Origin of the sequence: Pedobacter antarcticus (assembly GCF_900103515.1) — a bacterium.
In the GTDB taxonomy this organism is placed as follows: domain Bacteria; phylum Bacteroidota; class Bacteroidia; order Sphingobacteriales; family Sphingobacteriaceae; genus Pedobacter; species Pedobacter antarcticus.
This window is the reverse complement of record NZ_FNGZ01000002.1, coordinates 638,242-652,798: the sequence shown is the minus strand read 5'-3', so window position 1 is coordinate 652,798 and position 14,557 is coordinate 638,242. Positions and strand designations below refer to the sequence as shown.

11 protein-coding genes are annotated in these 14,557 nt (G+C 39.6%); 3 read left to right on the top strand and 8 right to left on the bottom strand.

Annotation, left to right across the window (positions count from 1 at the left end):
- Positions 1–7: 7 nt before the first annotated feature.
- The 6 genes from BLR53_RS06385 to BLR53_RS06360 all read right to left on the bottom strand — a co-directional run bounded on the left by BLR53_RS06385 (position 8) and on the right by BLR53_RS06360 (position 7,980).
- The gene (locus BLR53_RS06385; protein WP_074588110.1) at positions 8–2,377 is read right to left on the bottom strand and encodes an ABC transporter permease; all 2,370 of its coding nucleotides are present in this window, start codon (positions 2,375–2,377) and stop codon (positions 8–10) included.
- Between the two features lie 530 nt (positions 2,378–2,907).
- On the bottom strand, positions 2,908–4,863 hold the full coding sequence (locus tag BLR53_RS06380) for a sensor histidine kinase (RefSeq protein WP_074588107.1): 1,956 nt from the start codon (positions 4,861–4,863) through the stop codon (positions 2,908–2,910).
- Positions 4,863–5,612, bottom strand: a complete 750-nt coding sequence (locus BLR53_RS06375) for a LytR/AlgR family response regulator transcription factor (RefSeq protein ID WP_083332021.1) — start codon at positions 5,610–5,612, stop codon at positions 4,863–4,865. Before BLR53_RS06375 ends, BLR53_RS06380 begins: the two co-directional genes overlap by 1 nt.
- 74 nt (positions 5,613–5,686) lie before the next feature.
- Positions 5,687–6,214, bottom strand: coding sequence for a DsbA family protein (locus BLR53_RS06370; RefSeq protein WP_037444449.1), 528 nt, complete (start codon positions 6,212–6,214; stop codon positions 5,687–5,689).
- A 17-nt stretch (positions 6,215–6,231) separates the two neighbouring features.
- Positions 6,232–6,702 carry a redoxin domain-containing protein gene (locus BLR53_RS06365; RefSeq protein ID WP_037444452.1) on the bottom strand — a complete coding sequence of 157 codons (471 nt, stop codon included), beginning with the start codon at positions 6,700–6,702 and terminating at the stop codon, positions 6,232–6,234.
- Between the two features lie 75 nt (positions 6,703–6,777).
- Entirely contained in the window at positions 6,778–7,980 is a 1,203-nt protein-coding gene (locus tag BLR53_RS06360) for a GAF domain-containing sensor histidine kinase (RefSeq protein WP_051760240.1), read from the bottom strand.
- A gap of 360 nt (positions 7,981–8,340) precedes the next feature.
- On the opposite strand from BLR53_RS06360, the gene BLR53_RS06355 reads away from it, so the two are divergent.
- Entirely contained in the window at positions 8,341–11,427 is a 3,087-nt protein-coding gene (locus BLR53_RS06355) for an AsmA family protein (protein ID WP_074588105.1), read from the top strand.
- Here BLR53_RS06355 and BLR53_RS06350 read toward each other — a convergent pair.
- Together BLR53_RS06350 and BLR53_RS06345 are read right to left on the bottom strand one after the other, a co-directional pair.
- Positions 11,424–11,873: a low affinity iron permease family protein gene (locus BLR53_RS06350; RefSeq protein WP_037444455.1), complete on the bottom strand. Its 450-nt coding sequence runs from the start codon at positions 11,871–11,873 to the stop codon at positions 11,424–11,426. The genes BLR53_RS06355 and BLR53_RS06350 overlap by 4 nt on opposite strands.
- A 181-nt stretch (positions 11,874–12,054) precedes the next feature.
- On the bottom strand, positions 12,055–13,464 hold the full coding sequence (locus BLR53_RS06345) for an MFS transporter (RefSeq protein ID WP_074588103.1): 1,410 nt from the start codon (positions 13,462–13,464) through the stop codon (positions 12,055–12,057).
- Between the two features lie 88 nt (positions 13,465–13,552).
- Between BLR53_RS06345 and BLR53_RS06340 the strand changes: the two genes are divergently transcribed.
- Together BLR53_RS06340 and BLR53_RS06335 are read left to right on the top strand one after the other, a co-directional pair.
- A complete protein-coding gene (locus BLR53_RS06340) occupies positions 13,553–13,927 on the top strand; it encodes a winged helix-turn-helix transcriptional regulator (RefSeq protein WP_037444461.1) in 375 nt (124 codons plus the stop codon).
- A gap of 64 nt (positions 13,928–13,991) precedes the next feature.
- Positions 13,992–14,540 carry a hypothetical protein gene (locus tag BLR53_RS06335; RefSeq protein WP_074588098.1) on the top strand — a complete coding sequence of 183 codons (549 nt, stop codon included), beginning with the start codon at positions 13,992–13,994 and terminating at the stop codon, positions 14,538–14,540.
- Positions 14,541–14,557: the final 17 nt, after the last annotated feature.

Sequence of the window (14,557 nt, the reverse complement as noted above, 5' to 3'; positions counted from 1 at the left end):
ACTCTAGCTATTCATCCCTGAGACATTTTACCGGGCTTAAATGAGCCGACTTCACAGCCTGCATGCCAACAGTAAGCCAGGAAATAGCAACGGCTGCCAGACCCGCAGCAACGAAAAACCACCACTGCAGTTCGATTCTATATGCAAAGCTATTTAACCAATACCTGGTTAACAGGTAACTTACAGGAATTGCAGTAACTACTGCTATAAGTACGGGTCTCATAAACTCACCGGAAAGTAGATATACAATATTCCATTCGTTGGCTCCCAAGACTTTTCTAACGCCGATTTCTTTCATTTTACGTTCCGCTGTAAAAGCTGCCAAACCAAATAATCCGAGACAGGAGATAATCAGGGCAAGACCTGCAAAATACCTTGACAAAACCGAGATCCTGTTTTCAGCGACATACTGATTTTGAAAATCCTGATCAAGAAATCTGTAATCGAGTACATAGCCAGGATTATACGTTTGATAAAAGTCCTTTAATGCTTGAATAGTTTTACGCTGCTGACCGGCTTCTAACCGTACAAAAATCCGATTTGATCCGGTAGCTTCGTACCGAAAAAACACAGGCTTTACTTCCAGTTGTAAAGATTCGAAGTTAAAATTTTTGACTATACCAGCAATTTCATAGTCTTTGCCCCATAATCTAAAAATCTTACCGACAGGGTTTTTTAATCCCATAGCTTTTATACCGGCCTCATTTATCAATATCTTGTTTTCCTGCGAACCATATTGGGCGGAAAAACTACGGCCTGCAACCATTTGCATGCCCAGTGTTTCAATTAGTCTGTCATTTATCCCTGCGTTTTGAAATTTAATCACGACACCAGGATCACGATTTTCCCAATCAAAATCACCAGTTGTAGAACCAAATTCACCCAAAAAATCTCTGTCCATACCAGACGCCTGACTCACCCCGGGAACCTTACGTACCTGTGTTAAAAAATTAACGACATTATTTTTCACGTGTCCCTCTGCTTCAAAATAAATAACATTGTCCTTTTGGTATCCCAATTTATGATCCTGAAGAAATTCGATCTGTTTATATACAACCAGAACCACAACAATCAAAATGACAGATAATGTAAACTGGAAAATAACCAGTCCCCTTCTCGTCCAGATTGCACTGCTCGAAAATTGCAATTTTCCTTTCAGCGCCGTAGATGCATTAAAGCCAGATAAATAAAAAGCAGGATAACTTCCAGCAAGCAGACCGGTGAATAGTGTGATAGTTGCCAGGATCAACAGCAGCGGCAGATCAAATACAAGCCTCAATGACTTATCCGTAATCTGATTAAACTGAGGTAGAAAAAGTTCTGCTAATACTAGCGCAACAAACATAGAAATTAACGTCAATAGCAGTGATTCTGCAAGGAATTGATAAATTAATGCAGACCTGCTTGCCCCCATCACTTTTTTAACCCCCAGCTCTTTCATTCTTCTGGAAGCCCTGGCAGTGGATAGATTCATAAAATTCACACAAGCGATAAACAAAATAAATACCGCAAGCAGAGAGAAAATACGTACATCATCTATACGGCCGCCATGCTGTTTACCATTTTTATATTTATCGTAGAGATAAGCATCGCTAAACTTGCGTACAAACATCTTTCTGAACTTAACTCCCTTCGATGCCAAGAAATCTTTAATTTTCGCATTAAAAGAATCGATATTTGTCCCTTCCCTGAGGGAGACGAATGTACTTGGTCCGTAGTTATTCCATTCCTTATATATTGGTGCAGAGGTAAATAAGGCTTCTATAGGCAAGACAAAATCGAAGTGATCAGAAGCATCGGCTGTGATATTTTTAAAAACACCCGAAACCTGCACCTTGGTTTCATTTTTCATTTCAGGGTTACGCCAGATCACTTCTTTTCCGATAATATCCAGGCTTCCGAATATTTTTCTGGCCAAATCTTCAGATAACACGATTCCGTTTGGATTTTTCAATACCTGGTCGGTATTTCCTGTAATAACAGGATAATTGAAAAAGCTGAAGAAATTAGGATCGGCAAATTTACCTGCTGCTTTAACGCCTGCGGCCTGTCCGTAAACGATTTTTGTTTGTGCTAACCAGTACGTAGGAGAAGCAGTTACAGCATCCTCCACCTCAGGCATTGCTAACTTAAGCCCTCCGGCTGTTAGTGCAGATTGATCGGCAGATGTATGAATACCCTGTGATGTAATCTCATTAACCATAACCTGGTAAATACTTGAATCCTGAAACTTATCTTTTTGTATTTCGTCATTAACCCACAAATAAATAAGAAGCGCACAAGCCAGCCCGGCGGATAATCCTACAAGATTAATAAAGAAAGAAGTTTTATATTTTTTAAAAGTGCGGTAAATTAAAAGGAGCTGGTGTCTAAGCATAACATTCTAGTTTATACCGCCCTTTACCAATGGCGTGCCATTAAAAAAAACACTGCCTTTGAAACAAATAACGCCATTTTGATAACCTTATGTTCATTATTGAACAATCGGTGTCCATGGCTGAACGCTGGGTCCGGTAAAAGCCAATATCCGTAAAAAAGAGAAGGCTGTTGATTAGACAGCCTCCAAACACAAACACACCTTATTAATATTAAACCAAAGTAAAATCATTATGTCGTATTGCAGAATTAAAATACCCTCTCATTTTGACCAGATTACAAAAAATCAAAGGTTGGTTCTATTTTAAACCTGCGAAAGCTCTTTGAACAAGCAAACCAGCCGTGACAAAATAAATAGTCTTTAACTTGATATTGAAACAAACATATTAAGGTAAGCCCATCTAATAAAATAATTTACATGAACCGGGTTATTCTAAGGGTCAACCTGCCGTTTTGCAGATTCTATCAGATAATGAGGAGGATTTTTGACCATAAATTCACAAGATTGGTTTAGTATATACCAATTCAATTTTAAAAAACAGGTATTCTAATCAGCACTGCCGTACCTTGCGCGGTATGACTAATATCAATTCCCCCATTCATATTTTTATCTCTGGACAACAGTGTCAGCCGTTCCCGACTGATCTGAGTAGATAAGGAATGATGAGGCGAGTTTCCTTCTTCAGTATTAACCGACAATCCAGCTCCATTATCTGTAACCTGAACTTCCAGCATCTTACCTTGAAGCGAAAATCTGACGGTTATCTCTCCCCCCTGCTTTCTGGTACTAACGCCATGAATAATAGCATTTTCAACAAAAGGTTGAATTAACATAGGCGGTACATACAATGCAGATGAATCCAGATCTTCAGCAAGTGTGATACAATAAGTGAAAGCATAATCAAACCTCATCTGCTGTAGACTGAGATAGTTTTCCAAAGTGCTTATTTCTTCCTCGAGCGGCGCCATCTCATCTCGGGACAGTTCGAGGGAACTTCTTAATAACTTACTAAACTGACTCAGGTATTTCAATGCTTTACTTTTTTCGTCAAAACGAATCAGACTTTGCAAAGCAGCCAGTGTATTGAAAATAAAATGGGGTTCCATCTGCGTTCGCAGTAAGCGCTGGTTGAGCATCGCTTTTTCATTTTCGGCTTTCAATTTCCGCTGCCGTTGAATAAAATATAAGAGGATAAAAAAAGTAATTCCCAGTAATGCGGTCAATCCAGTGATGATCAGGTAAAATCTATTCCGTTGAAGGCTGGTGTTTGTCTCCCCAACTTTGAAATTTAACCGCGAAATTGATTGGTCTTTTGACTGTAGCTGATAAAGTGCGGACATCTCAGCAAGGGCTCTTGCATTCTCGTTTTCGTATAATTCGCGATACTGCCTGACTAGTTTCTGCTGTAATCCAGAGGCTGCTTTTAAATTATTTGTTGCGAGCAGGTAACCGGCCTTATTTTGACTATATAAAATAAGATTATTCTCATCTAGACCATCGGGAAAACGGCTGATCAGTTTCTCGCAAAGCTTGAGGTAATATGCGGCGCTATCTAAATTACGTGCTTTAAGGTGGATTGCAGAAAGATCTGCGTAACTATTGAACAAATTCCCACTAAGCCGGCCCTTACTTAAGTCGCCATTAGTCTTTGCATCCTTAAGATCAATATTTCTTCTATACTGACTGTATAAAAGTGCAGAGTCCATCATATCCTTATGCTCGAAATAGGAAGCTTTACGATCATACAGAAATCTTGCTTTATTGTGATCCGGCGCAAGATGGTAAACTTGCTCCATTTTTTGGATATAGTGATATAATGAGTCCGAATTGCCATCAGATTGGTAAAAATAAGAAGCCATCTGACTGTAAGCTCTGAACCAGGCAGAATAATCATCTGGTAAACCAGGAAGAATTTTTAATGCCCTTCTATTCATTTCAACCGCGGTGTCATATTGCCGGAGTTTTTGTGCAGATTGTGCCGCTGCGAATAGAATCTGCACCTGTTGTCTGGGCTTTAAAGTTCCTCCATTTACTGCTATTAATAAACGAGCCGCCCGTTGGTAGTAATAATTTTGCTGCTGAATCAAATGCCTGACCATAGCTACATTCCCCAACCCAGAAAATAAAAGAATTTTTTCGGATTCGAATCCCTGCTGATTTTCCATCAGCGACCAGGCTTGCTGCATATGATGTTCTAGCGAATCCTGCTCATCCATTCTAAAATATACACCGGCAATATAGTAATGCAACATAGACTGCATTACAGAATCCTGATAGTAAGGCTGTTGCTTGAGCAGACCGCTCCAATAAGCTAAATGTGTGGCAATAGGGCGTTTATCGTCCTGAAATTTTAAAGCATCTGCTTTAAGCTTAGCGAGTACATCAATTCTATTTGCATCTTTTGCCGGAACGGCCTTCTTTTGCTTACAGCACAACAATCCGGCTGACAATAAAACGATAACAAAAATACTGAAATTACATTTCATCAGTTTAACTTTATCAATCTTTGCAGAACGTATTCCTTTCGGCGTATCGAAACCGGTATTTCCATCTGATTCTTCAACAGAATCGATCCGGATTTAAGATATTTATCTATAAATGCGAAGTTTACTAAAAAGCTTTGATGGGGTCTGAGAAAGAATTGCTCAGGCAACAGTTCATCATAAAATTTAAGGGGTTTAGAAATCATTAACTTTCTGTCATTAGTCAGAAAAAACGTTGTGTAGCTTCCTTCACTTTTACAGTATATAATTTCTTTAAGCTGCAGTATCTGAATAAATTCCATCGTATGAAGGACTAGATGGCTGTCTGGCGTTTCTGGAAGTAAATGACTCTTTAAAGCTATTTTAACCTGAGTATCCTGACTAATATCCTTTGCCGCGATATTTCTCCTAACCTTCTCCAGCGCAAGTTTAAGTTCATCGTCGTCCATTGGTTTCAAGAGGTAGTCCAGCGCACCGTATTTGATAGCCTTAATCGCAAAATTGTTAAATGCAGTCAAGAATATTAACTGAAAATCAATATCTTCGAGCTGATTAAGAATATCAAAAGCGGTGCCATCGGGTAACTGAATATCCATCAGTACCAGATCGGGACGGAGGCTGGTAATCATATCCAACGCTATAGGTAATCTGGACGCACAACCGACCACTTCAATATCAGTTTCCTGACTTAGGAACCATTTTATTTCTTTAATAATGGCGGTCTCATCTTCAATTATCAGGGTACGTATCATCTCTTAAGCTATACTACAAATTCGTGCCTGAAAATTAGACTAATTATTGCAGGTTTTAAAGAAATACGAAACAATCAATTCATAGTAGCATTATCTTTGATAATTTGATACAGATCTGCAGCCCCACCATCAAAGCGGGTTCCATTCACGAAAAATGTTGGCGTCCCATTGACTCCGCTCCTGGCGCCACTCTCAAAATCGGCCTCAATCTTATCCACTGCGTCTTTACTCCTTAAATCGCGCTCAAAAACCTCGGTATCCAATCCTATCCTTTCTGCCAGCCCTATCAGATGTGTTTCGTTCAGACTGTCCTGATTGGAAAAAAGCAAATCATGCATTTCCCAATATTTCCCCTGTTTTCCTGCTGCTTCAGCAGCCAATGCAGCACCATATGCAAATTTATGAGCGTCTTTCAACGGAAAGTTCCTAAATGTTAGACTTAGTACAGAGTTAAACTGATCCAGCATCTCTTCTAAAAGAGGTTCAGCATCACCACATGCAGGACATTGAAAATCTCCATATTCTACAATTTCAAGCTGAGCTTTTTTATTACCCCTGGTATGGTCCTGCTCGCTGATCTCGGGTTTTAATTGTGTTGACATAATTTATGTTTTAAAAATTAACTATTAGATTTATTCAGTTTTCCAATTGCCTCAAGTACTCCGTCTGCGCCCGGGTTAATTTCATCAGGAGAAAGGTAGGACCAGTTAATTAACCCCTGTTTATCGACCAGAAACAACGCTCTCTTACAATACCCGGTCTGTTCATCAAAAACCCCATAAGATTGTGCAACAGCACCATTTGGATGAAAATCGGCAAGCAGGGGGAATTTCACCTGATGCGCATCTGTATACGCTTTATGACAAAACATACTGTCTACTGAAATTCCGAGTAAAATAGTATCTTCTTTATCAAAAATGGATTTCATTGCGCTAAATACGGCTATCTCATCACCGCAAACAGGACTCCAGTCTGCCGGGTAAAATAACAGCACAACATTTTTCCGACCCTTGAAGTCACTGAGGGAAACCGGATTGAAATCGGATGACTGCAAACTGAAGTCTGGTGCTTTTTCGTTTTGTCCTAACATAAAATTGAATTCTATCAAATGGTTAAATCTGACAAAATAACAAACGTGGACGGGCAAAGTTTGCCGGTGTATTAATCAGCCTGCAAGCTGGGGAATAATCAACTTAAAACAAGTGTATTCCGAGTTGGAATCTACAAGCAGGTGCCCGCCATGTGCATGGGCGATCTCTTTAGATATATAGAGTCCAAGTCCAAGTCCGTCTTTACTCTTGCCCGTTTCAATACGCGAAAAAGGTTCAAAAAGTCGCTCAAGCTTACTATCGGGAATTTGATTTCCGGTATTGATTACTTCAAGATGAAATTTCTGAGGGTCGGAAAATGCTTTTACAGTAACTACAGACTCAGCGGTACTATAAGTGAGCGCATTTCCCAGCAGATTTGAAAATAGCTGTGCGATTCTTTTGCCATCGCAGTGAACAGCATAGTCCAGATCGTAAATTGTCTCAATCTTCCGGCCGGGCCAGATCATATTCAGTTCACGGATAACTTCATCAAGATCTTCTCTGATCTTTTCGTTACGTGTGGCATCCAGTGTAATTCCGTCACCAAGCCTGCCTCTGGCGAAATCGAGTACATTCTCAATAAGTCCGGTAATGCGGTAAGAACTATCCTTAATTACATTCACCAGTTTAAGGTCGCGCTCTTTTAGTTCGGACCGTAACAGTAGCTGGGCGCCGTTTCTGATAGCACCAACCGGGTTTCTGAGATCATGTCCCAATATAGCTATAAACTGATCGCGAAGCTCCGAAGTTTTTTGTGCTTCTTGCAGACTTATTTCAGTAATTGTCAGTTCCTGTAATGCATGAAGGTGAAAAGCAATCAGGTCTGCGAATAACTTAAACATTCCCATAACCTGTGGCGTATCGAGAATTGCAGGCTCAGGATCCAGTGAGCACAATGTACCGAAGAAACTGCCATCTTTTGTGATAATAGGTATGGAAATATAGCTTTGAAAACCATACATTTTCGGTGTGGCGTGATCTGCGTAATGCAAATCATTAGCTACATGATTAATGACAACCGGCAATCTTGACATTTGAATTTCATTACAGATGGTCGTTTCAATCTGCAATTCATCGCCTGGCTTAAGACCGAATAGAATTTCATCCCTTACCGCGCAAGTCGTCCAGCTGTCCGGTGTAACCCTGGCAATTGCTGCGAAGCCCATACCAGTAGTTCCGCAAATGACTTCCAAAATCTGATTGATTACAGGAATCTGATTTATTGCGTCGATATCTTTTTGTTTACTATCCAGCTTTTCCTCCAATTTTTTGTTCATAAGCCAATTAATATTGAAATAATTGAACTATACGAATATACGGTAATTTAAAATTAAATCAAACAGACCGGCACCGCAAGGCCGGCATTCACAGTATACTAATAGTTAATTATAATTATAGTATTAGTATAATAAAATTCAAATCACCTTCAGTGTTCCTTCAATATTCGTTCGGTAAGTATTGAAGGAACATTGAAGGAAGTACGAAGGAAGTCCGAACAAAATACGAAGAAACCATTAAGTTAACCAAAACAACATCAACGCAAGATATTTTAACCATTAATTAATAGCGATAAAACACACAGGCTTGAAATCAAAACTGCTATCTTCGCATTTTTACAATCTATAACCGGTGCGCTCTTGAAAAAAATAGTAAAAGTAATGGTAATCACCATTCTTTCAATCCTGGCAATTCTGCTTAGTATACCTTTAATCATTCCTGGAAAAATAGATCAGGAAGTAACCCGGATAATCAACGCTCAGATTGACGGTGAGATCAAATTTGAGAATAGTAATATTTCATTTTTCACACAGTTTCCCTCACTTACAATTAACCTGAACGGCGTATCCTTAAAAGGATCTGCACCCTTCAGACAGCAAGAATTACTGTTAGCCAAGAGATTATCTTTTGGCCTGAATATCCCTTCGTTATGGTCGAAACAGATACGGATTGACGAGATCTATGCCGATCATGCAAAAGTTAATGTCATGGTTGATGAAAAAGGGAATGCAAATTATAACATCTACAAACCAACCGGAAATACTGCCGCTTCAGATTCTACCTCATCAGGAACAGCGTTAAAAATAGAGGCTATTTATTTACTGAACAGTGAGATTAGCTATAAAGACGAGTCGATTCCATTCGAACTGAAGGCCCAAAACCTAAATTACCAGGGCAAAGGTGATTTTAGCAAGGATATTTTTGACCTGAAGAGCCAGCTTACTGCTGATCACATCGATATTTATTACAACCATGTTCCTTATTTGTTACATAAGAAGCTTAACGCTAAATTACTCACCAAAATCAACACGAATTCTCTGGAACTCCAGTTTAACGAAAACAATCTGATAATTAACTCGTTACCTATAAGCTTTATCGGGAAATTCGCATTTCTGAAAGATGGTTATGATTTGAATTTCAAAACCAGGGCTAAAGAAACAGATCTGGCTAATATATTTTCCGCCCTGCCTCCCGCTATGGCCGAACAGTTCAGCCGTACAAAAATTACTGGTTATGCAGAAATTTCGGCATCTCTTACAGGACAATATATCGCTGCAACCCAGCAGATGCCTTCTGCGACATTCAACCTGAAAATACGTGACGGATACATAGAAAATCCAAAGGTTCCTGTCCCTGTAACCAAACTGTCCTTGAATTTGCAGACACGGTTACCGGATTTAAATATGGACCGTCTGTTCATAGATCTGGATAGCCTTTATTTTAATATGGGTAAAGATTATGTTGCTGCAGTCTTTAAGCTGGATGGATTAAAAGAACCTGTTTTGAAAACAGATACCCGTACCGACATCGATCTGGAAAAATGGTCCAAAGCTTTTAATATCGAAGGACTGGATCTGAAAGGCAGATTAGTTATGAATCTTAAAGCCGACGGAAAGTTCAGTAAAAAAGTGGTGCGGAGCGGTATTAGAAAAGTTGATACTGTATGGTCCACCGTCCCAAAGTTTTCACTCAGCTCCAGGTTTAGTAACGGTTATCTGAAATTCACTGCTCTTCCTGCGGCAATCGAGAAAATCAATTTTAATATTACCGGGAAAAATACAGATGGGCTTTATCAAAACACGATGCTTTGCGTTAATGACCTGACTCTGGAAGCACTGAGCAGTTATATCAAAGGCGATTTTCAAATAAAAACCCGCCCCGATCTTCCTTTACAAATAAATTTAAAGGCGCTGCTGAACCTTTCAGATATTGCTAAGGTCTATCCCTTAACAGATCTGGAACTTCAGGGAACGCTAAACTTGGACCTGAGCAGCATGGGACCTTATAACCACGCTAAAAAACTATTTCCAAAAACAAGGGCAACACTTAAAATGGACAATGGTAGTATCAAAACTGCGAATTTTCCTGAAGCGCTGACTTCAATTCAGATCGATGCACAACTGTCTAATACAGATGGAACGTTCCGTAATAGTAAGCTAATTATCAAACCCATTTCTTTCCTAATGGCAGGACAGCCTTTTATGTTAAAAGCAGCTGTCAGTGACTTTGAAAACATCCGTTATGATCTCAGCTCAAAAGGTAATATTGATCTGGGAAAAATATATCAGTTCTTCGCTATAAAAGGCTATCAGGTTAGAGGAAATATCTTTACTAATGTACACTTTAAAGGCTTGCAAAGTGATGCAGCTGCCGGCAGATTTACCCGCTTAAGCAATACAGGAGCTATACGGATTAAACAATTAAATCTGCAGTCTGATCTGTTTCCAAAGGAATTCCGGATTTCAAGAGGAGATTTCTCTTTCACCAATGAACAGATGAAATTTGATGAATTTAAGGCCGTTTATGGCAGTTCAGATTTCAATCTTAACGGATACCTGGAGAATGTCATGAGTTATGTATTAAATGAGAAATCTAGCCTGAAGGGTATCTTCACTCTGAAAAGTAAAAAAATAAATGCAGATGAATTTATGGTTTATGCAGATCAAAATCCGGTAAAGCCATCCTCAGGATCAAATGGTGTGATTCTGATTCCGGAGAATCTGAATATACAATTCAAAGCCAGTGCCGGACAGGTCGTGTACAGCGGCCTTAAAATACAAAATGCAACGGGGACGATGGAACTGAATAACGGCGCACTTACACTAAAGGATACTGGATTCGATCTGATTGATGCAATGGTAAAAATGGATGCAACTTATCGCAGTACTTCACTTAAATCTGCCGACTTCAATTTTCATCTTTCTGCACAGGATTTTGATATTGCCAAAGCATACCGGGAGATTAAACTATTCCGGGAAATGGCCACTTCGGCTTCTTCAGTTAAAGGTATTGTCGGACTGGACTACCAGTTATCAGGCCGTCTGAACGGAGATATGTTCCCAGTATTGCCATCGATTAAAGGTGAAGGCGTACTTATCTTAAAAAAGGTAAGTCTGATGGGATTTAAAATGATTAATGCAGTGAGCAAAGAGACAAAAAGGGATAGTCTTAAAAACCCAAACCTTAAAGATGTGCAGATCAAATCTCGCATAGACCGCAATATTATGACCATTAAGCGTACGAAAATGCGCATAGCCGGGTTTCGTCCACGTTTTGAAGGTCAGATAAGTCTGGACGGTCATTTAAATATTAGTGGAAGACTGGGTCTGCCACCTTTTGGTTTATTTGGAATTCCACTAAGTATTACCGGCACACAGGAAAATCCGGTGATCAGGCTAAAAAGAAATAAAGACGGTAAACTTGAAGAAACAAATGATGATAATTAATTATATCTCTTGTTTTTTTCTTCCTGCCTGATACGGGCATTATCTATAGAGTGCGACTTGTGGATATCGTCATCCTCCTCTGCTTTATCTGAAAGGGTAGCGTAGTATTTATGGAGCATATCCAGCTCTAATTCAGTCAAATCTTCAATATCGACCATCCTGTTACTTGCATGTCGGCTGGCGGCGATAAGCTCATTTAATTTTAACTGAATTGCTTTGCTTTCTTTGTTTTGAGATTTCTGGATCAGAAAGACCATCATAAAGGTGACAATTGTGGTTCCGGTATTAATAACGAGCTGCCAGGTATCAGAATATTTAAATATGGGCCCGCTCACCGCCCATATTATGACTACTGCAGCTGCAATACCAAATGCCGTGGAGCTACCTGTGAAGCAGGTAATACGATCTGCTATTTTTTCAAACCCGCTGGATGTTTTAGATTTCATTTCGTGTGTTCGTTAGTATAATGAATGATGTCATTTTCGATCCCTAACAAGTCCGCACAAAATTTGTTTAAACGTTTTTTTTTAAAAAAATTCCAATTTTTCAGTCTATTCTCGCCTCTTTCCATCAAAAAGACTGTAAAGGTCCAGCTGCTCCTCTACAGATCATTTCAGGCTTGGGAAGTTAATCCTGAGTGGCGACATCACCTGGTAAAAGATATAAAAAGAAACTAACCAGAAGGAGTAATATCACATTTAAAACAGTTGTTATGTCATACGCATATACATACGCCTGCGTACTGACCTCTCCGTTCAGACAATAGAAAAACACTCCTCCTACCAACCCGATTCCCAGCGCTATAGCTGTCTGCTGAAATGTGGAGAATGTACCTGCGGCAGCTCCAGACAAATGAACAGGAATCCCTCTGAGCGCCATTGTCATCAAAGATGGAAGTACTGACCCACAGCCTGTTCCATAAATAAACAAAACCGGGTAGATTATCCACCTGCTTATATCGGCCGACCGGAAGAACAACACGTGAAAAACAAGCGAAATCAGCATAATAACCACCCCGGTCTGTAATACCTTTTTCCCGTAAACAGGTATTAACCTAATTGCAAACAAAGAAGCTGAAACATACCCTGCTCCCTGCGCTACAAAAAAAACACCAGTCTCCGAGGAACTCATCCCAAATCCATTTTGAAACAGAAGGGCATTGATGAGAAAATAAGTATCCTGTACCAGAAAATAAAACAGCACTGCACAAAGACTCAGGTTAAAATCTGTAAATGCAAAAAGCTGCATGTTAATCAACCTGTCTACTCCGGCAATAGTTCCTTTACGTTGGTTAAAAATAAATACAATGAGCAGGATAACGGAAGCCCCGAGACCGAAAAGGCTCCACAACGGCCATCCCAATTCCCGGCCCCTGATTAAGGGGTAAATCAGACAGATTAAAGCTGAAGTGAGCAGCGTGACTCCCATATAATCGAATGAACCGGTTATTTGTCTGGGTGTATCTTCTAATTTCCTCCAGGCCAACATAACTGCAATCAGTCCTATTGGAAGGTTAATCAAAAAGATCAATCTCCAACCTGCTATGATCCAGTCTGTATCTGGCAAAACACCTCCCAGAAACTGACCAATAACTGACGCTGCACCGGCAATACTACCGAAAATACCCATTGCTTTAATTCGTTCCCGCTGTTCCGGAAAATAAAATTGAATATAAGCGATACTTTGAGGGATCATAAATGCGGCACTGACGCCTTGTAAAAATCTCGCAGTATTCAATTGTAATGCTGTCTGCGAGATGCCGCATAAAAGGGAGCTTAAGGTGAAAACGAACATTGCTGTAACAAAAACACGCTTTCGTCCGTATCTGTCACCTATTTTTCCCGCAGTAATTAAAAAGGCAGCATACCCAAGCAGATACAAAGCGATAACGAGCTGGATGTCACCTTCAGTACCATTAATTCCTTTCTGAATTGCCGGAATTGCTACGTTGACAATAAAGATATCAATTACTGCAAGAAACATTGCAGAAGAAACGATCAGCAGCGATATCCACTTGCTCTTTTGTATACTCTTCATAGATTTGGAACGGTTTTAACTAGATTGCAATCACAAATTTGCAAATGCGGAACTGTGTCTGCAAGTAGTTTGATAAACCGTACTAAGTATGAAAAATAATACTAATGCTGACGAGCAGGAATTTACAAATCAGGATTTTTCTGATATTGTCGAAAATAACTGTCCAATGACAAATACGCTTAAAGTTATTGGCGGAAAATGGAAGCTGTTAATACTTCATGCAATTATGTCCGAGTGTCCAGCGAGGTTTGGAGAGTTAAAGAAAAAAATGAAAGATATTACGCAGACCACATTGACCGCGCAACTGCGGGAGCTGGAACGCGACGGAATTCTTTCCCGTAAAATTTATGCCGAAACTCCCCCAAAAGTGGAGTATAAGCTTACGCCTTTAGGCGAAACACTCGTTCCGGTAATCAACACCATTATAGCTTGGGGAAATACGTATTGCAAAAGCAATTTGTAATAATTTGCAAAAAGATGAAATACAACCATCAATTAAGCATATGTGCAATTATAAAAAGTGCTAAATGAAAAAAGGAATGCACTTCAGTCAACTAATTTCTGATGAACAAAATAAAACACACTTTATAAAAAATGCCGGCTTAGCTAATCCGGCATTACTGCATGAACTTGGTACTTCTAATATAAAGCTTAACGAATATGCTTATCAGATCATCAATTCGGAAAGGTTTAATCCCGACGGGCTAAGTTCGTCTATAACAATTATTGAATGCGCACTGGCTGATCTAGGACTAACCGGCGGCGGAAATTTCAGCGAGATAAATGCAGCGATCGTTAAATTCGATTTATGTGCTTGTCCCGTAGAATTTGGTCCGTATATCAGGCTTGCTTACCTTGAGCAGGCCGAATCTAACGTTGAGACTGTAAATCAAAATCCTCATGGGGCTTTAACTATTTTCTCCAAACCTCTTTTTGAAAATGAAGATTTCCCGCGCGGATTATATCTGAGAAATTTTAACAGAGCAAAGTGGCTAAGAGGTTATTGCTGTTCAGACGATTATATCTGGACCTCAGATGCCCGGATGATTTTCCAGATTAAACACCCGGATAAGTAACATCTGTTACTTTTTAG

Bases quoted from the DNA above. Each gene is read 5' to 3' on its own strand.
- BLR53_RS06340 (WP_037444461.1), top strand. From the start codon at position 13,553: ATGAAAAATAATACTAATGCTGACGAGCAGGAATTTACAAATCAGGAT.
- BLR53_RS06335 (WP_074588098.1), top strand. From the start codon at position 13,992: ATGAAAAAAGGAATGCACTTCAGTCAACTAATTTCTGATGAACAAAAT.
- BLR53_RS06365 (WP_037444452.1), bottom strand. From the start codon at position 6,702: ATGTTAGGACAAAACGAAAAAGCACCAGACTTCAGTTTGCAGTCATCC.
- BLR53_RS06375 (WP_083332021.1), bottom strand. From the start codon at position 5,612: ATGATACGTACCCTGATAATTGAAGATGAGACCGCCATTATTAAAGAA.
- BLR53_RS06380 (WP_074588107.1), bottom strand. From the start codon at position 4,863: ATGAAATGTAATTTCAGTATTTTTGTTATCGTTTTATTGTCAGCCGGA.
- BLR53_RS06370 (WP_037444449.1), bottom strand. From the start codon at position 6,214: ATGTCAACACAATTAAAACCCGAGATCAGCGAGCAGGACCATACCAGG.
- BLR53_RS06385 (WP_074588110.1), bottom strand. From the start codon at position 2,377: ATGCTTAGACACCAGCTCCTTTTAATTTACCGCACTTTTAAAAAATAT.
- BLR53_RS06345 (WP_074588103.1), bottom strand. From the start codon at position 13,464: ATGAAGAGTATACAAAAGAGCAAGTGGATATCGCTGCTGATCGTTTCT.
- BLR53_RS06350 (WP_037444455.1), bottom strand. From the start codon at position 11,873: ATGAAATCTAAAACATCCAGCGGGTTTGAAAAAATAGCAGATCGTATT.
- BLR53_RS06360 (WP_051760240.1), bottom strand. From the start codon at position 7,980: ATGAACAAAAAATTGGAGGAAAAGCTGGATAGTAAACAAAAAGATATC.